General features: G+C 71.3%; 14 protein-coding genes and 2 pseudogenes. 9 read left to right on the forward strand and 7 right to left on the reverse strand.

Translation table 11 applies throughout. The features are described from left to right. Positions 1–117 precede the first annotated feature (117 nt). Together ABR737_RS14720 and ABR737_RS14725 are read right to left on the reverse strand one after the other, a co-directional pair. Positions 118–1,311: a lipid-transfer protein gene (locus tag ABR737_RS14720; protein ID WP_350250632.1), complete on the reverse strand. Its 1,194-nt coding sequence runs from the start codon at positions 1,309–1,311 to the stop codon at positions 118–120. A gap of 300 nt (positions 1,312–1,611) precedes the next feature. After that, positions 1,612–3,798 (reverse strand): acyl-CoA dehydrogenase family protein, encoded by a 2,187-nt coding sequence (locus ABR737_RS14725; protein WP_350250633.1) that lies wholly within the window; start codon positions 3,796–3,798, stop codon positions 1,612–1,614. Between the two features lie 204 nt (positions 3,799–4,002). Here ABR737_RS14725 and ABR737_RS14730 point away from each other — a divergent pair. Both ABR737_RS14730 and ABR737_RS14735 read left to right on the forward strand, forming a co-directional pair. Next, positions 4,003–4,446, forward strand: a pseudogene (locus tag ABR737_RS14730) (TnsA-like heteromeric transposase endonuclease subunit); the annotation flags it as partial. Then, positions 4,386–5,225 carry an EamA family transporter gene (locus ABR737_RS14735; protein ID WP_502964484.1) on the forward strand — a complete coding sequence of 280 codons (840 nt, stop codon included), beginning with the start codon at positions 4,386–4,388 and terminating at the stop codon, positions 5,223–5,225. The pseudogene ABR737_RS14730 and the gene ABR737_RS14735, both read left to right, overlap by 61 nt. Here the strand turns inward: ABR737_RS14735 and ABR737_RS14740 are convergent. Further along, the gene (locus ABR737_RS14740) at positions 5,185–6,330 is read right to left on the reverse strand and encodes an epoxide hydrolase family protein (protein ID WP_350250635.1); all 1,146 of its coding nucleotides are present in this window, start codon (positions 6,328–6,330) and stop codon (positions 5,185–5,187) included. The genes ABR737_RS14735 and ABR737_RS14740 overlap by 41 nt on opposite strands. 63 nt (positions 6,331–6,393) lie before the next feature. Here ABR737_RS14740 and ABR737_RS14745 point away from each other — a divergent pair, with 63 nt between their 5' ends. Then, positions 6,394–7,359, forward strand: a complete 966-nt coding sequence (locus tag ABR737_RS14745; protein ID WP_350250636.1) for a helix-turn-helix transcriptional regulator — start codon at positions 6,394–6,396, stop codon at positions 7,357–7,359. Positions 7,360–7,388: 29 nt separating this feature from the next. Here ABR737_RS14745 and ABR737_RS14750 read toward each other — a convergent pair whose 3' ends face one another. After that, a complete protein-coding gene (locus ABR737_RS14750; RefSeq protein WP_350250637.1) occupies positions 7,389–8,027 on the reverse strand; it encodes a TetR/AcrR family transcriptional regulator in 639 nt (212 codons plus the stop codon). A 61-nt stretch (positions 8,028–8,088) separates the two neighbouring features. On the opposite strand from ABR737_RS14750, the gene ABR737_RS14755 reads away from it, so the two are divergent. Then, complete coding sequence (locus ABR737_RS14755) at positions 8,089–8,520, forward strand: DUF4259 domain-containing protein (RefSeq protein WP_350250638.1); 432 nt, start codon at positions 8,089–8,091, stop codon at positions 8,518–8,520. Positions 8,521–8,637: 117 nt separating this feature from the next. Here the strand turns inward: ABR737_RS14755 and ABR737_RS14760 are convergent, their stop codons facing one another. Further along, positions 8,638–8,973, reverse strand: a complete 336-nt coding sequence (locus ABR737_RS14760; protein ID WP_350250639.1) for a hypothetical protein — start codon at positions 8,971–8,973, stop codon at positions 8,638–8,640. A 133-nt stretch (positions 8,974–9,106) separates the two neighbouring features. Between ABR737_RS14760 and ABR737_RS14765 the strand changes: the two genes are divergently transcribed. The 5 genes and pseudogenes from ABR737_RS14765 (at position 9,107) to ABR737_RS14785 (ending at position 14,280) form a co-directional block, all read left to right on the forward strand. Further along, positions 9,107–9,721: a GNAT family N-acetyltransferase gene (locus tag ABR737_RS14765; RefSeq protein WP_350250640.1), complete on the forward strand. Its 615-nt coding sequence runs from the start codon at positions 9,107–9,109 to the stop codon at positions 9,719–9,721. Positions 9,722–10,274: 553 nt separating this feature from the next. Beyond that, positions 10,275–10,934: a class I SAM-dependent methyltransferase gene (locus ABR737_RS14770; protein ID WP_350250641.1), complete on the forward strand. Its 660-nt coding sequence runs from the start codon at positions 10,275–10,277 to the stop codon at positions 10,932–10,934. A gap of 19 nt (positions 10,935–10,953) precedes the next feature. Continuing rightward, on the forward strand, positions 10,954–11,928 hold the full coding sequence (locus ABR737_RS14775; RefSeq protein ID WP_350250642.1) for an N-acetylmuramoyl-L-alanine amidase: 975 nt from the start codon (positions 10,954–10,956) through the stop codon (positions 11,926–11,928). Between the two features lie 198 nt (positions 11,929–12,126). After that, a complete protein-coding gene (locus ABR737_RS14780; protein ID WP_350250643.1) occupies positions 12,127–13,002 on the forward strand; it encodes a hypothetical protein in 876 nt (291 codons plus the stop codon). A 266-nt stretch (positions 13,003–13,268) separates the two neighbouring features. Further along, positions 13,269–14,280: pseudogene (locus tag ABR737_RS14785) on the forward strand (LLM class F420-dependent oxidoreductase). Between the two features lie 14 nt (positions 14,281–14,294). Here the strand turns inward: ABR737_RS14785 and ABR737_RS14790 are convergent. Both ABR737_RS14790 and ABR737_RS14795 read right to left on the reverse strand, forming a co-directional pair. Beyond that, complete coding sequence (locus tag ABR737_RS14790; protein WP_350250644.1) at positions 14,295–15,098, reverse strand: maleylpyruvate isomerase family mycothiol-dependent enzyme; 804 nt, start codon at positions 15,096–15,098, stop codon at positions 14,295–14,297. Between the two features lie 61 nt (positions 15,099–15,159). After that, entirely contained in the window at positions 15,160–16,242 is a 1,083-nt protein-coding gene (locus ABR737_RS14795; protein ID WP_350250645.1) for a prenyltransferase/squalene oxidase repeat-containing protein, read from the reverse strand. Positions 16,243–16,432: the final 190 nt, after the last annotated feature.

Below are 16,432 nucleotides of genomic sequence, written 5' to 3' on the forward strand. Positions count from 1 at the left end.
CCCCACTGGGCCAACTACCCGCATAATGGCCTCAGTTACCGTATCAACCCGGTCGCATCGACGCAGTCGCATCGGCTCGGCCATCTCGACTCGGCCACCTCGACTCGGCCGCGAAGATCACCTGCGCAGCAAGGTCACCACCGCGGCGCCGCCCAGGCCGATGTTGTGCGCCAGGCCCACCCGGGCACCGGGGGCCTGCCGTTCGCCCGCCGTGCCGCGGAGCTGCCAGACCAGCTCGGCGGTCTGCGCCAGCCCCGTCGCGCCCAGCGGATGCCCCTTGGAGATCAGACCACCGGACGGGTTGACCACCCAGCGGCCGCCGTGGGTCGTGGCACCGTCGGCGACCAGCTTCCCCGACTCCCCGTCCGCGCACATGCCCAGGGCCTCGTACGTCAGCAGCTCATTGATGGAGAAGCAGTCGTGCAGCTCGATGACGTCGACGTCCTCGATGCCGAGGCCGGAGGCCGCGAAGACCTGCCGGGCCGCGGCCCGTGTCATGGGCTTGCCGACGGCATCGATGCAGGAACCGGAGGAGAAGCTTTCCTCGGTGTCGGTCGTCATGGCCTGCGCCACGATCTCCACCGCCCGGTCCGCCAGGCCGTGTTCGCGGACGAACCGCTCGGAGGCGACCACGGCCGCGGCCGCACCGTCGGAGGTCGGAGAGCACTGCAGCTTGGTCAGCGGCCGGTGGATGGTCCTGGCGGCCAGGATCTCCTCGACGGTGTAGACGTCCTGGAACTGAGCGTAGGGGTTGTGGGCGGAGTGCCGGTGGTTCTTGGCCCCGACCGCGGCGAGCTGTTCGGCGGTGGTGCCGTGGCGCTCCATGTGTTCACGGGCCGCGTTGCCGAAGATCTGGGCGGTGGGCGGCGTCATCTCGAAGCCGTGGGCGGCGGCCATCACGCCGTAGTGGCGGGCCACCGGGGAAGTCTGGAAATCGCCGCTGTCCGCGCCGCCGCCCAGCGCGCCCCGCTTCATCTTCTCGAAGCCGAGCGCCATGACACAGTCGTTGATCCCGGCCTCGACGAACTGGCGCGCCATCATCAGCGCGGTCGAGGCGGTCGCGCAGTTGTTGTTGACGTTGTAGACCGGGATGCCGGTCAGTCCCAGTTCGTAGGCGGCGCGCTGGCCTGCCGTCGAGGCCTGGTAGCAGAAGCCGACCGGTAGCTGCTCGACCGCCTCGTAGCCGATCCCGGCGTCGGCCAGCGCCTTGGAGCCCGCCTCCTTCGCCATGTCCCAGTACTGCCATTCGCGGGTCTCGGGCTTCTCGAACTTCGTCATCCCGACGCCGACGAGGTACGCCTTGCCAGCCATGCATGTCCTCCTGGAAGTGGCCGGATCCGGGGAGCCGGGTCCGGGCATACAGATCGGAACAGGGCATTCACATCAAGGGCATTCACATCAGGTGCATTCAGACCAGGAGCCCTCGGACCAAGGGCCGGCTCAGAGGGCAGATCAGGGTCTGACTCAGGGACTGCCCCAGGGACTGACTCCGGGTCTGACTCAGGGACTGCCCCAGGGACTGACTCCGGGTCTGACTCAGGGCCTGCCCCAGGGAGGCAGATGCGGGGAGTCAGGCCAGGAGGCCAGACCTGACGGGCCAGGCCGGCGGGGTCAGATCAGCGGGCGCGGCTCCGGGTCCCGGGGCAGGCCGAGCAGCCGCTCCGCGACGACGTTCAGCTGCACCTGGGTGGTGCCGCCGGCGATGGTCAGACAGCGCGACATCAAGAAGCCGTGCAGCGCCCGTCCGCCGGCCCCTTCCCGCACCGCGCCGTCCGGCCCGAGCAGTTCCAGCGCCAGCTCGGCGACCTTCTGCTGGTGCGGGGTCTGCACCAGCTTGCGGATACTGGCGCCCGCCCCCGGCTCCAGGCCCGACACCTGCTGGAGCGTGGTGCGCAGCCCGATGCAGCCCAGGGCGTGCGCCTCGGCGGCCAGCGCGCCCACCTTCGCCCGCACCGCCGCGTCCAGCCCCGCGGCGCGGTCGAGCAGCGCCTCCAGGCCAGTGTCGAAGGTCAACTGGTCGGCCATGTGGACGCGTTCGTTGTCCAGGGTGGTGCGGGCCACCTTCCAGCCGTCGTCGACCTCGCCGACCACCGCGTCGGCCGGCAGCAGCACATCGTCGAAGTAGACCTCGTTGAAGAGGGAGTCGCCGGTGATCTCCTTCAGCGGGCGGATGCCGATGCCGGGCGTCTTCATGTCGACGACGAAGAAGGTCAGCCCCTTGCGCTTGGGAGCCCGCGGGTCGGTGCGGGCGAGCAGGATGCCGTGGCTCGCCCCCTGGGCGGCCGAGGTCCACACCTTCTGGCCGTTGATCCGCCAGCCGCCGTCGTCCGTCCGCTCGGCGCGGGTGCGCAGGGAGGCCAGGTCCGAGCCGGCCTCGGGCTCGGAGAACAGCTGGCACCACAGCAGATCGCCCCGCAGCGACGGCAGCAGATAGCGCTCCTGCTGCTCCTGGGTGCCGTGGGCGATCAGTGAGGGGACCACCCAGGTCGCGATGCCCAGGTCGCTGATGCCGACGCCGGCGGCTGCGAACTCCTGCTGGATCGCCAGCTGCTGTACAGGGCCTGCGCCCAGTCCGTAGGGCGTGGGGAGGTGCGGCGCGGCGTAGCCGGCAGGGGCGAGTGCGCGGCGTACGGCCGCGGGGTCGAGGCCGCGTACGCCGTCGGCGACGGTGCGGGCCTCGGCCCGGTACTCCTGCGCGGCGGCGGGGAGTTCGAGGTGCAGCCCGCGCCGGGCACCGTCGGCACCGTGGCGGGCGGCGCGCAGCCGGTGGGTGTCACCGCTGCCGAGCAGCTGGCGGGCCACGGTCGCCCGCCGCAGATGGAGATGGACGTCGTGTTCCCAGGTGAAGCCGATACCGCCGAGCACCTGGAGGCAGTCCTTGGCGCAGCTGAAGGAGGCGTCCAGGGCGGTCGCGGTGGCCAGCGCCGCGACCAGGGCGCGGACCGCGGGCGGCTCGTGCAGCGCGCGGGCCGCGTCCCAGACCAGGGCGCCGGCCTGCTCGCAGCGGACGAGCATGTCGGCGCAGAGGTGTTTGACCGCCTGGAACTGGCCGATCGGACGGCCGAACTGCTCGCGTACCTTGGCGTATTCCGTGGCGGTGCGCAGCGACCATGCGGCCGTTCCGCAGCTCTCGGCGGCGAACAGCACCCCGGCGGTGTCGCGGACGAGGTCGCTGTCGATGGCCAGCAGCCGGTCGCCGGGCACCGGAACGGCGTCCGCGCGCACCTCGGCGGTCGGCCGGGTCGGATCGGCGCCCTCCTGGACGCGTACGGACACGGTCCCGGCGTCGACGGCGAACCAGACAGTGTCCGTGGAGGTCTGCGCGGCCAGCACCAGCAGATCCGCATCGGCGCCGGCCAGGACCGGGGGCGCGGTGCCGTCCAGGACGTAGCCTCCGGCGTGCGCCGTGGCGGTGAGGGAGCCGGGCCCCAGGGCGACGGCGGCGATGCGCTCCCCTTCGGCCAGGGCCCGCACCAGGGACCGGTGGCCGCCGGCGCGGTGCAGCAGCTCGGCGGCGAGGGTGGTGGGAAGGTAGGGGCCGGGGAGCGCGGCGCGGCCCATTTCCTCCAGCACGACGGCGAGATCGAGCAGTTCACCGCCACCACCGCCGTCGGCCTCGGGAAGGTGCAGCCCCAGCAGCCCCTGGGCTGCGAGCTGGTCCCAGTAAGCGGGCCGCCCCTGCGGTCCGTGTGCGGTGTCGAGCAGCTTGCGCACCTCTTCGGGCGGCACGGCCCGCGCGGCCCAGCCCCCCGCCGCCTCGGCCAGATCACGGTGCTCTGCTGTGATTCCGATGCCCATACGGCACAGACTAGAACACGTTTCATTCTGACGGAAGGTCAGGAATGGAGTGGAGTGGGGTGGGGTGGGGTGGAGAGGTGGGGTGGTGTCTTGTCTCGCTGAACCCTGCGAAGTCCGGGCATAGGTTGCGAGGGATCTTGCGAGGTCCCGCGTTACCTTGCGAGCGGACCTGGCGTTAGACCATCCGTGGAAGCTGGGTTACGCATGCTGGCCGGCGGCGCACAGGGGCCGCCCGCCGATGGATTCGAGGTCGGGTACGTCGAGCAAGATGGATCGGAACTACGCCGGCCGCTGGCCGATGTGTGGTCAGTACGGTTCGAGGACGTCGCGCCGGTACGCGCGTTCAAGTCGTACAAAGGGCAGCGGCACCTGCCAGGGCTGTGGTGGTCGTCGACGACGGACGGGCACATCGGGTACGAGTCCTGGCTGGAACGTGATCACGTGATGCTGATGGACTTTGACCCGTCCGTGGTGGCGGTGTCGTCACAGCCATTTTGGCTGTTCTGGATGTCGGGGAACAGCAAGGGCCTCTCGCACGTGCCGGCCTACTTCGCACGGCGGGAAGACGGCTCCGCAGTGGTGTTCGACTGCCGCCCTACGGAACGGCGCCGGCCTCGAGACTGGGAGAAGTTCGAGGCGACGCGGGCGGCCTGCGATCGGGTGGGGTGGGAGTTCCGGCTGGTGGGGGCACCGGACGAGATGCGGTCGGCCGGCCGCTGCTGCGGTCGTTCACCTGGGCGCAGTGGCGGCCGGTGCTGGGGCTGGCGCTGGTCTTCGCCACGATGAACCTGTCGCTCTACACGGCCATCGACCGCATCGGGCTCGGGCTGGCCGTCACACTGGAGTTCCTCGGCCCGCTGACCGTGGCGCTGGCCGGCTCCCGACGCCGGACCGACGCGCTCTGCGCGCTGGCCGCCGCGGCCGCGGTCGTCGTGCTGGCCCGTCCCTCCCCGTCCACCGACTACCCGGGCATCGGCCTGGCCCTGCTGGCCGCGGTGTGCTGGGGCTGTTACGTCGTGCTCAACCGCACCGTCGACCGGCGGCTGCCCGGCCTGGAGGGTTCGGCCGCGGCCGCGGCCATCTCCGGCGCGCTCTACCTCCCCGTCGGCGCCCTGGTGCTCTGGCACCGCCCGCCCACCCTTGCCGCCCTCGCCTGCGCGCTGGCCGCCGGAGTGCTCTCCTCGGCGGTGCCGTTCCTCTCCGATCTGCTGGCGCTGCGCCGCGTCCCGGCGCACTTCTTCGGCGTGTTCATGAGCGTGAGTCCGGTCTTCGCCGCTCTGGTCGGCCTGATCGTGCTGGACCAGGCCCTCGACACGGCCGCGTGGGCGGCGATCCTGGTGATCGTCGGCGCGAACGCCGTCGCCGTCACCGCAGCCTCCCCAGGTGTCAGGCGTCGAGCGAGCCGAAGAAGGCACGGACGTCGGTGACGAACGCCTCCGGCTGCTCCAGGGCGAGGAAGTTGCCGCCGCGCTCCAGCTCGGTCCAGTGGGTGATGTTGTGGTCGCGCTCGGCGAAGCGCCGGATGGCGATGTCGGTGTGCAGGGCGACGGCCACGCCGGTCGGGACGGTGCCGCGCGGCTTCGGGGCCCAGGCGCTCGGGTCGTGGCCCGACTCGTAGTACAGGTTCGCCGAGGAGCCCGCCGTACCGCTGAACCAGTAGACGCTGATGTTGGTCAGCAGCCGGTCGCGGCCCACAGCGTCCTCGGGGAGCTCGGCGGCGGGGTCCGTCCACTCCTTGAACTTCTCGGCGATCCAGGCGAGTTGGCCGACCGGCGAGTCATGCAGTCCATAGGCGACGGTCTGCGGGCGGGTGGACTGGATGGCGTTGAAGCCCATCATGTCCTGCTGGAAGTTCTCCATCCGGGCCAGCCGCTCCTGCTCCGGACCGGTCAGTCCTTCGAGCTCGGCGGGGTCCCCGGAAGGGAAGGTGACCAGGCCGTTGACGTGGACACCGATGACCCGGTCCGGAGCCTGGCGGCCCATCTCGGCGGCGATCCAGGCGCCGCCACCCGTGCCCTGGACGCCGTACGAGTCGTGGCCGAGCCGCGCCATCAGCTCGACGAACGCGCCCGCGATCCGGCCGGTGTTCCAGCCGGCCTCGCCGAGCGGACCGGAGAAGCCGGTGCCGGGGGTCGAGGTCACGACGACGTGGAAGTCCTCCGTCAGCGGCCGGATGACCTCGGCGAACTGCACGAACGAGCAGGGCCAGTCGTGCATCAGAAGCAGCGGAACGGCCGCCGGGTTCTGCGAACGGACGTGCAGGAAGTGGATGTTCTGGCCGTCGATCTCGGTGGTGAACTGCGGGAACTCATTGAGCTCCGCCTCCGCCTTGCGCCAGTCGAAACCATCGGCCCAGTACGCGGCCAGGTCCTTGAGATAGGCGCTGGGTACACCCCGGCTCCAGCCGGCGCCGGGGATCTCGCTGCCCCAGCGGGTACGTGCCAACCGCTCGCGCAGGTCGTCGAGTTCGGCCTGCGGAACGTCGATGCGGAAGGGATGGATCCGGGCGTCGGTGTTGCTGCTGTTCTCCATGGGTAAAACAGTAATCTGGATATAGGCACGGTACGTGCCTAATTGAAGAACAGGCTGGGTCCCATGCTTGATACCTCCGCACGTCTGCTGCGCCTGCTCTCCCTGTTACAGACACCGAGGGAATGGCCGGGCTCCGAACTGGCCGAGCGTCTCGGGGTGAGCGGCCGAACCGTCCGTAACGACATCGACCGGCTGCGTGAGCTCGGCTACCCCGTGGACGCCACCCGTGGAGCCACCGGCGGCTACCGGCTGGGTGCCGGGGCGGCCATGCCTCCGCTGCTCCTGGAGGACGAGGAGGCCGTCGCCGTGACGATCGCCCTGCGCATCGCGGCACAGGGCGCCGTTCCCGGCACCGAGGAGACTTCGTTACAGGCGCTGACCAAGCTGGAACAGGTGCTGCCCTCGCGGCTGCGCCAGCGGGTGCGGGCGCTCCAGACGTACACCGTGACCGTGCCGGCCGACCGCCCCGCCCCGGCCGTCTCGGCGGACGTGCTCACCACCCTGGTCTCCGCCTGCCGTGACCGGGAGCGACTGCGCTTCGACTACCTGGACCACGCCGGCTCGCCCACCCGCCGCGTCGTGGAGCCGTACCGGGCGGTGAACTCGGGGCAGCGCTGGTACCTGGTCGCGTGGGACGTCGAGCGCGAGGACTGGCGCACCTTCCGCGTCGACCGGATCGAGCCCCGCACCCCGACCGGACCGCGCTTCCCTCCGCGCGAACCGCCCGGCGGCGACGTGGCGGCGTACGTCTCCCGACGGGTGTCGGCCGCGGCCTGGCGCCACCACACACGGGTGACCGTGCATGCCCCCGCGTCGTCGGTGATCGAGCGGATCAACCCCGCCGTCGGCACCGTCGAGGCGCTCGACGCCGACACCTGCGTCCTGACCACCGGCGCCGACACCGTGCAGACCCTCGCGGTCTACCTGGGCATGCTCGACCTCGACTTCGATGTCACCGAACCCGCGGAACTGGTCGACCACCTGCGCCGGCTCGCGGAGCGCTACGCCCGTTCCACACGCACCGATTGAGTACCGTCGCGTTCTTCGAGCCCGCCGGATCAGCCGTGGGCGGCGAGGAAGGCGCGGACGCCGGCAGCGGCGTAGTGGTCGAGGTCTGCCTCGGTGTGCTGGGCACTGCCGTGGAACATGCCCTTGTTCACGGGGATCCACAGCAACAGGCCAGCGAAGTGATGGGCCGCCAGCATCGCGTCGTCGGTCCGGAGCAGGCCCGCGTCGGTGAGGTGCCGGAAGGTCTCCGCCAGGGTGACCAGAACCCTTTCGAAGCCCTGCTCGTACCAGGCGGCACCCAGCTCGGGGAAGGCATCGGCGTTGGCGATGATCAGACGTCGCAGCTGAAGGACCTGGGGCTGGGTGAGGGTGACCAGGAACTGGCGGGCGAGCCGGGTCAGGTTCTCTTCCAGGGCATCGGCGTCCGCGGGGACGGCGGCCACCACGTCGATCACGCCGTCGATGCGATCAGTGGTGGCCAGGACGATTTCGGAGAACAGCTTTTCCTTGTCCGCGAAGTGCTTGTAGACCGTCTGCTTGGACACCGCGGCCAGTTTCGCGATGACAACATTCCGGGCACCAGCGACAAGCGACTGCTCCTGCAACTCGTCTACAAACGCTCTCCGTTTCCACCCACGCAGCCACACCCGACGACCCAGCGCGACCTTGTCCCCGATCTCACTCTGCACAGGCAGCCCATGTCAGTCCTGCCTGGCACGATGCCTGGACATCACACGAGCAGGAGAGAACATGGGAACCTGGGACGTCGGCCCCTTCGACAATGACACTGCTGCCGACTTCTCTTACACCCTCGACGAGACAGCCGAGGGCAAACGGGAAGGCATCATCCGCTCGGCGCTGGCCCGCGCGGTCGACACCCATGGCTACCTCGACCACGACATCTCGGTGGAGGCAATCGCCGCGGCAGCACTGGTCGCCGCGCAGTGCCCTGGAGGCGAGCCCATCACCACTGCCTACGGGCCGGACCTGCCCATCCCCAAGCTACCCACCGACCTCCGCGAGCTCGCCGTCCACGCCCTCGACCGAGTCGTCACCGAGCCATCTGAGCTCATGGAACTCTGGGGTGAAAGCGATGAAGATGGCCCTTGGCGAGCCACGCTCTCCCAGCTCCGAAACGCTCTCCTGCCACCGGCTCCGGGAGAACAGCTCAGCCTGATCTGAGACACCTCACCCAAGCGGAACCAAACATCACCCCGGTGCCCAACACGCCACCGATAATGCAACCTACGGTGAGACGTTCTGGCCCTCGCGGCCCTAGCGAAGGTTGCGAATCGCAGGTCACCAGGACCGGTTCTCGAAAGGTTCAGTCGGACAGGACAGGTGGGGTGGGGTGGGGTGGGCTTGCGTGGAGCGGGGCGGGAGTTGGGCAGCGTGGGGCAGGGCAGGGCGGCGCTGTCGCCGGTCAGGCTTTCGGAACGGGGCCCCGCCCGCCGCGCGCACCATGAAGACGTCGATCGGATCCGCACGCATGACCACGGCCCGCAGCTCCGCGATCATCTCGACGTCCGCCACCTGTGCGGAACGCAGCACCCACCCCGAGCGACGCACCGAGTCGATCCGTTCGGGCAGCGCCGCGTCAGGCTGCGTCCCGCCCCCTATCGACCCGGCATCCATGACCGGAGTATCTCAGCCGGCCTGCTGCGTTAACTCGCGGCAGGGGAGGCCGTGTTCCCCGCAAAGAAGGGTATGTTTGCACTAGTACAGAACCCACTTGCTCCTAGTGCGATGCTCGGATAGCTTCTGCGTCATGCCTACCCGGTCTCCGCTGCCCACCGTCCTCACTGGCCACCACGTGCGCCTGGAGCCCCTGACGGCCGGGCATCTGGGCGAGCTGTTTGCGGCAGGAGGCCGCGACGAGGAGGTGTGGCGGTGGCAGGGCGGGCCGGCGCCGCAGACGCAGGAGGAGCTGGGCGACAAGCTCGCCGTACTGCTGGAGGGCGCCGGGCGGGGTGAGTGCGTTCCCTTCGCGGTCATCCACCGTGCGAGCGACCAGGCCGTCGGCTGGACCGCGTACATGGACATCGACGTGGACGACGAGCGGTTGGAGATCGGCTGGACGTGGTACGGGCGTGCGTGCTGGCGCACCGCGATCAATACCGAGGCGAAGCTGCTCCTGCTCACCCATGCCTTCGAAGACCTGGGCATGGGACGCGTGCAGTTGAAGACCGATCACCTCAATCACCGCTCGCAGGCGGCCATCGCCCGTCTCGGGGCGCAGCGCGAAGGAGTCCTGCGCCGCCATCGCCAACGGCCGGACGGCACCTGGCGCGACACGGTGTACTTCTCGATTCTTGCCCGGGAGTGGCCTGCGGCCAAGGAACGCCTGACCGCCCGCCTGGGAGGTCCCGGCCCTGGCGGATAGCGTCGTGGAGGCCGGCGGACGGGGAGGCCCGGGGCGATGAGCCGCTGCCCGCCGGGGCCCGTTCGGGATTCCCCAGGGGCGGTCCCACCCAACCGGCCCTACCGGACCTACCGGCCCCCACCGGCCCCATCGGGATTCCTCAGGGAACGAGAGGGAGGCGGACACGAAACGGTCCGGTGAATTCCGGTACGCCTCTCCGCAGGATGCCGCGAGCCGCCTTTCCCTCCGTACCGTTCCCCGTTGTGTATTCGCCGCTTTCGCGGCATCAGGGAAACGGCCGACGATAAAACGCCGGGAACAGACAGGAAACCGGCGGAGATCCGGCGGAGATCCGCCAGGAACCCAGCGGGAACCGACAGGAACAGCCCGGGAACAGCCCAGGAGCAGTCCAGGAACAGCCAGGTCCCCCGACGCACGGAAAGAGGAACCCCGTTCCGATATCCGAATGACCGGAAGGGTGGCAGGAAGAGTGGCCGTAAGGGAGACCCGCGACTCGCGCGTCCCGGCCCGTACGGCACGATGAGGCCCTGACCGCACCACCAGGAGGCAGCCCATGTCCGCTCCCACGGCTCCGACCGCTCCGCAGCCGGAGATCCTCGCCGCGTTCGAGGCGGCGAAGGGCTTCATGCCCGTGGACGAGGGCCTTGCGCTGTACGCGGCGGCGGCCGAGGCAGCGGCGCTCGGGCTGCCGCTGGTGGAGGTCGGCACCTACTGCGGCCGGTCCACGATTCTGCTCGCGGACGCCGCCCGCGCCGCCGGGGTCGTGGCCGTCACCGTCGACCACCACCGGGGCAGCGAGGAGCAGCAGCCCGGCTGGGAGTACCACGACCCGACCGTCGTCGACCCCGAGGTCGGCCGGATGGACACCCTGCCCGCCTTCCGCCGCACCCTGCACGCCGCGGGCCTGGAGGACCAGGTGATCGCCCTGGTGGGCCGCTCCCCGCAGGCCGCGGCCGTCTGGCAGGCGCCGGTGGGCCTGGTCTTCATCGACGGCGGGCACACCGACGAGCACGCCACCGCCGACTACGAGGGCTGGGCCCCGCATGTCGCGCCCGGCGGGCTGCTGGTCATCCACGACGTGTTCGCGGATCCGGCGGACGGCGGCCAGGCCCCGTACCGCATCTACCGCAGGGCCCTGGAGTCCGGCGCCTTCACCGAGATATCGGCCCACCGGTCGCTGCACGTACTGCGGCGCACCGGGGCCGGCATCTGAGCGGGCTACGATCGCCGACGTGTCGAACGGCAGTACTCCTCCCCCGCACCGCCGCCTGCGCGGCCCCCTCCTCGCCGTACTGGCCGCCGTGGTGGCCGCCGGCCTGGGGGGCGGCTGGCTGGTCTGGCGGTCGTCGGGGGACGGCGCCGGGCTCCCGTGGGCCGGGCAGCCCGCACCGAGCCGGTCGTCGGAGCACCAGGCCGGCGGCACGGCAGGCGACGGCAACCAGGGCCCGGGCGGCAAGGACAGCGGACCGGGCTCCACGGGCCACGGCTCCGGCTCCGGCTCCGGCTCCGGCCCCGGCAAGGGCGGCCCGCGCGGCAGCCTCAAGGGCAAGGTCGTGGTGATCGACCCCGGCCACAATCCGCACAACGGCGAGCACGGCCGGGACATAGCCCGCCAGGTGGACATCGGCAACGGCCACAAGGAGTGCGACACCACCGGCACCTCCACCAACGACGGTTACGCCGAAGCGTCCTTCACCCTCGACGTCGCCCGCCGCGCCCGCACACTCCTGCGGGACGCGGGCGCCAAGGTCGTGTTCACCCAGGACGGCGACCGCCCGTACGGGCCGTGCGTGGACGAGCGCGCCGGTATCGGGAACAAGCAGCACGCCGATGCCGCGCTCTCGATCCACGCCGACGGCTCGGACGCCGGCAACCGCGGCTTCCATGTCATCCTCCCCGCCCGCGTGACGGCCCGCCCCGCCGCCACCGCCCCGATCGTGGCGCCCTCGCGGAAGCTGGGCGAACGGCTGGCCGGCCGGTTCCGCGCGGTCACCGGAAGCGCCCCCTCCAATTACATCGGCCACGGCACCGGGCTGGACGTGCGCTCCGATCTCGGCGGCCTCAACCTCTCAACGGTGCCGAAGGTCTTCATCGAATGCGGCAATATGCGCGACCCCGAGGACGCCGCGCAATTGACCGACGCCAAGTGGCGGCAAAAAGCGGCCCGTGGGATCACCGAGGGCATTACGGACTTCTTGACGCACTGACCCGGCCGCCGGCCCACGACCCGAAACCCCGCCGATACCGGATCCGGTACGCCGTGCCGATAGCGCGGGGAAACGAACAGGGCAGCCCGCAGGATTCGGTGACAGGTTCCCCTTTACGATGGGTGGCCACCGCCGTGCCTCGCACTGCGCACCGCGACAGCGACGACCGGACCCACGAAACCGACAAAGGACCCTTACGTGAACATCCGCTCCCTCACTCGAGGCGACGGCGTGGTGATCGGAGCAGCGGTGTTGCTGTTCATCGCCTCGTTCCTCGATCTCACCAGCGCCCCGGACTGCTCCGGCGCCGGCGCACTCGCCAAGTACTGCGAAGCCCAGGCCTCCTCGGGCATCAACGCCTGGCAGTCGCTGGGCCTCCTCATGAGCGTGTACCTGGCCGGAGTGATCGGTGCGGCGATCATCATCCTCGGCCGGACGCTGCCGCAGACGCAGCAGCGCAAGGTCGCCGGCCTCGATGTCGGCCAGTTCGGTGTCGCCCTCACCGTCTTCGCGGCCTGGACGGCGCTGTGGACCATCATCTCCGCCGCCGGCGGCGGGGCGGGCCTGATCCTCGGCCTGATCGCCGCCCTGATCCTGGCCGGTGGCGCCGTCGCCGGTCCGCTCGTCCCGGCGCTCAAGGTCGCGCTGGTCGGCGCCCCCAAGCCGCAGCCCGCCCCCTACGGGGCCGGCCCCAACCCGGGTTACGGCTACCCCGGCGCCCAGCAGCAGGCGGGCCACGGCTACGGCTACCCGGGAGGCCAGCAGCAGCCCCAGCCCGGCCAGCCCTACGGCCAGCAGGCACCGGCCGACGCCACGGCCGGCGGCCAGGCGGCAGCCGCCCCCGCGGGAGCCGCCCCCGTGGCCGGCGCCCCCACGGACTTCGCGCCGTTCTGGTTCGCGGTGCCCGTCGCCCGCCCGCTGTACGGCGAGGACGGTTCGCCGGCGCCGATCGCCGAACTGGCGCCCGGCACCTGGTACCTCGCGGTGGAGCAGCGCGGCCAGGCCCTGATCGCCCAGACCCAGGACGGCCGTCGCGGCGTGCTGCAGGACACCACCGGTATCCAGCGCGGCTGACACCGGACGCCCAGCGGTCCTTTCGCGGCCTCGCACCTCGCGGCCCCTCGCCCTCCCGGGCGGGGGGCCGTTGCCATGTCCGCGACCGGGCCGTACAGTCGCCGGACGCACGGCACCTGACACACCGCCAGCAAAGACTTCACCGTCACCACGGGACATCGCCAGTACGGGACATCGCCGGTACGGGACACCGTCAGCCCGGGCCCCCGTCAGCGCGAGCCGCCGTCAGCACGGTGCGGTCACCGCGTCCGGGAGGGGCGATCGGCATGCGACTGGGGCTGGCACTCGGCTACTGGGGCCGCGGCCCCGATCCCCGGCACCTCGAACTCGCCCGCGAGGCCGAGCGGCTGGGGTACGACTCGGTGTGGACCGCGGAGGCCTGGGGGTCGGACGCCTTCACCGCGCTCACCTGGATCGCCGCCCACACCTCCGGCATCAAACTGGGCACCGGTATCGCGCAGATGGCGGCCCGCACCCCCACCGCCACCGCGATGCACGCCCTGACCCTCGACCATCTCTCCGGCGGGCGCCTGCTGCTGGGCCTGGGCCTCTCCGGACCGCAGGTCGTCGAGGGGTGGTACGGACGGCCCTTCCCCAAGAGCCCGCTGACCGCCACCCGCGAATATGTGGACGTGATCCGCCAAGTCCTGCGCCGCGAGGGGCCGGTGGCCTCGGACGGGCTCTTCCACCCGCACCCCTACCGCGGGGCGGACGGCACCGGCCTCGGCAAGCCGCTCAAGCCCATCACCCACCCGCTGCGGGCGGGCATTCCGCTCCTCCTCGGCGCCGAGGGCCCCAAGAACATCGTCCAGACCACCCGGATCGCGGACGGCTGGCTGCCGCTGTACTGGTCACCGCAGCGCACCGAGGTCTACCGGGCGTCGCTGGCGGACGCCCCGGACGGGTTCCTCATCGCGCCCATGGCCCGCGCCGTGGTCTGTGACGACATCGCCGAGGGGCTGCTGCCGGTGAAGGCCATGCTCGGCTTCTACATCGGCGGGATGGGCCACGCCGCAAAGAACTTCCACGCCGATCTGATGGCGCGGATGGGGTTCGAGGAGGAGGCCCTGGCGGGTGCAGCGGCTCTTCCTCGACGGCCGCAAGGAGGAGGCCGTCCGCGCCGTTCCGGACGCCTTCGCCGACGAGATCTCCCTGGTCGGTCCGCGGGAACGGATCGCCGAACGGCTGGAGTTGTGGCGCGCGGGCCCGGTCACGGATCTGCTGGTCACCGCCCCGGACCCGCACACGCTACGGGTACTGGCCGAACTGAACTCCTGAGCCCGGCCGGTCGCTCACTCGAAGGTCGCCCACTCCAGCCACCGGTCGAGGAGGTCGCGCTCGCCCAGTACCTGGACCCGGTCGCTGCCGGCGGGCAGCCGGCGGTAGAGGACCTGGAGCACATCGGTGAGGGGGCCGCGCAGCGCGACCGCCGCCTTCTCATGGGTGCGGCGGTGGGTGGGCGCCTCCCCCGTGAGGTCGAGCAGCCACTCGGCGTCCAGGCCGGGCGGGGCGTCGGTGGCGTGAACGTGAATCGTCCGGCCGGGGCCGGACAGCCCGGCCCCGCGCTCGGCGAAGCGGGCCACCACCATCGGCAGTTCGCCGATCTGCAGCCACTCCTCCAGACAGTCGGCGGCGACCGGCGCCGGGACGTCGAAGGGGACACCGGCGGCCAGCGCGGCATCGGCCCGGTGGATGACCGTCTCATGGGTCATCCGGCGGGCCCAGAACCCCGTGTTCCGCGCCGTCGTCCAGCTCCAGACCTCCGTGTCGGGGCCGGCCTCCCGCAGCGCGGCGACGGTCTGTTCGGCGCCCGCCGCCAGCCAGGCGTCCAGCGCCGCCGCGTCCTCGCCCTCGGGTCCCTCACCCTCGGGGACGTCCGCGTCGTCGACGTTCTCCGCCGCCCGGGTGGCGACGATCGTGCCGACCCAGCGGTGCGCACCCCCCACATGCCGGGCGAGATCGGCCAGCGTCCAGTCGGGGCAGGTCGGCACGGTCGCCGAGAGGTCAGCTGTCCGCACGATCTCCCGGAACGCGTCGGTTTCGGCGAGGAATTGGGCGCAGTATTCCTCGTGAGTGAGGGATCCTTGGAGTGTCATGGGGCGCACAGTAATGCGCCCTCCCCCTCCCCGCGCCTCCTTTTCCGGGGTGCGCGCCGTCCTACGGAGCCGGCGGCCTGCAGCAGTCCGGGTCCAGCCCCGTCGGCAGCCACTCGCTCCCGAAGACCGAGGTGGTGGCCTCGTCGCCGCCCAGGGCCGCCACCGCGAGCAGCAGCGAACCGGCCGTCCAGGAGGTGAGTTCGCGGGGCCAGATCGCGTCGTCGTCGAAGACGTAACCGGTCCAGTACATGCCGTCCTCGGCGCGCAGGTGCTGGATCCACTTGAGGATCTGTACGGCTCGCTCGGACTCCCCCATCGCCCACAGCGCGAGCGCCAGTTCCGCGCTCTCCCCGCCGGTGACCCAGGGGTTGGGCAGCACACAGCGGACGCCCAGACCGGGCACGACGAAGCGCTCCCACTCCGCGTCGATACGCTCCCTGGCCGCCGCACCGCGGACCGCGCCGCCCAGGATCGGGTAGTACCAGTCCATGGAGTAGCGGGCCTTGTCGAGGAACCGCTCGGGGTGGCTGCGTATCGCATGGCCGAGGCTGCCGACCGCCAGTTCCCAGTCGGGCTGCGGCTCCTCGCGCTGTTCGGCGAGGGCGAGCGCACAGCGCAGCGCCTGGTAGACGGAGGACGAGCCGGTGAGCAGCGCGTCGTTCACGGGGGTGCCGTCGTCCTCGCGCTTCCAGCCGATCTCGCCGCCCGGCTGCTGCAGCTCCAGGACGTACTCGATCGCCGAGTGGACTGCGGGCCACATGCGGTCGAGGAAGGTCTCGTCGCCGGTGGAGAGGTAGTGGTGCCAGACGCCGACCGCGATATAGGCGCAGAAGTTGGTCTCCCGGCCGCGGTCGGTGGGCTTCTCGGCGTCGCCGTCGGCGTAGGCCGCGTACCAGGACCCGTCCGGGTTCTGATGCCGCACCAGCCAGTCGTACGCCGCCTCGGCGCGCTCGTGTTCGCCGGCCGCGTCCAGGGCCATGGCGGCCTCGGTGTGGTCCCACGGGTCGAGGTGGTGGCCCCGGAACCAGGGGATCGCGCCGTCCGGCCGCTGGACCGCCAGGATGCCGGCCACCGTGCGGGCCGCCTCTTCGGCGGTGAGCACCCCCGGCAGGACCAGCCGTTCGGTACGCCCGGGACTTGTCACTTGGCGGCCCCGGTGGAGTTCTTGGTGGCGGGCTTGGTGGCGGGCTTGGCCGCGGAAGTCCTGGAGGGGGACTTGGCGGGAGCCTTGGTGCCGGACTTGGCGCCGGACTTGGTGCCGGACGTGCCGCCCGGCTTGGTGCCTCGGGCGGGCTTCGGGGCGGCCGGCTCGGAGGGCGCGGCGGCCTGTTCGG

Origin of the sequence: Streptomyces sp. Edi2 (assembly GCF_040253635.1) — a bacterium.
In the GTDB taxonomy this organism is placed as follows: domain Bacteria; phylum Actinomycetota; class Actinomycetes; order Streptomycetales; family Streptomycetaceae; genus Streptomyces.

Coding starts and splice junctions, on each gene's coding strand:
- ABR737_RS14745 (WP_350250636.1), top strand. CDS start 6,394: ATGCTTGATACCTCCGCACGTCTGCTGCGCCTGCTCTCCCTGTTACAG.
- ABR737_RS14740 (WP_350250635.1), bottom strand. CDS start 6,330: ATGGAGAACAGCAGCAACACCGACGCCCGGATCCATCCCTTCCGCATC.
- ABR737_RS14765 (WP_350250640.1), top strand. CDS start 9,107: ATGCCTACCCGGTCTCCGCTGCCCACCGTCCTCACTGGCCACCACGTG.
- ABR737_RS14770 (WP_350250641.1), top strand. CDS start 10,275: ATGTCCGCTCCCACGGCTCCGACCGCTCCGCAGCCGGAGATCCTCGCC.
- ABR737_RS14760 (WP_350250639.1), bottom strand. CDS start 8,973: ATGGATGCCGGGTCGATAGGGGGCGGGACGCAGCCTGACGCGGCGCTG.
- ABR737_RS14725 (WP_350250633.1), bottom strand. CDS start 3,798: ATGGGCATCGGAATCACAGCAGAGCACCGTGATCTGGCCGAGGCGGCG.
- ABR737_RS14720 (WP_350250632.1), bottom strand. CDS start 1,311: ATGGCTGGCAAGGCGTACCTCGTCGGCGTCGGGATGACGAAGTTCGAG.
- ABR737_RS14790 (WP_350250644.1), bottom strand. CDS start 15,098: ATGACACTCCAAGGATCCCTCACTCACGAGGAATACTGCGCCCAATTC.
- ABR737_RS14755 (WP_350250638.1), top strand. CDS start 8,089: ATGGGAACCTGGGACGTCGGCCCCTTCGACAATGACACTGCTGCCGAC.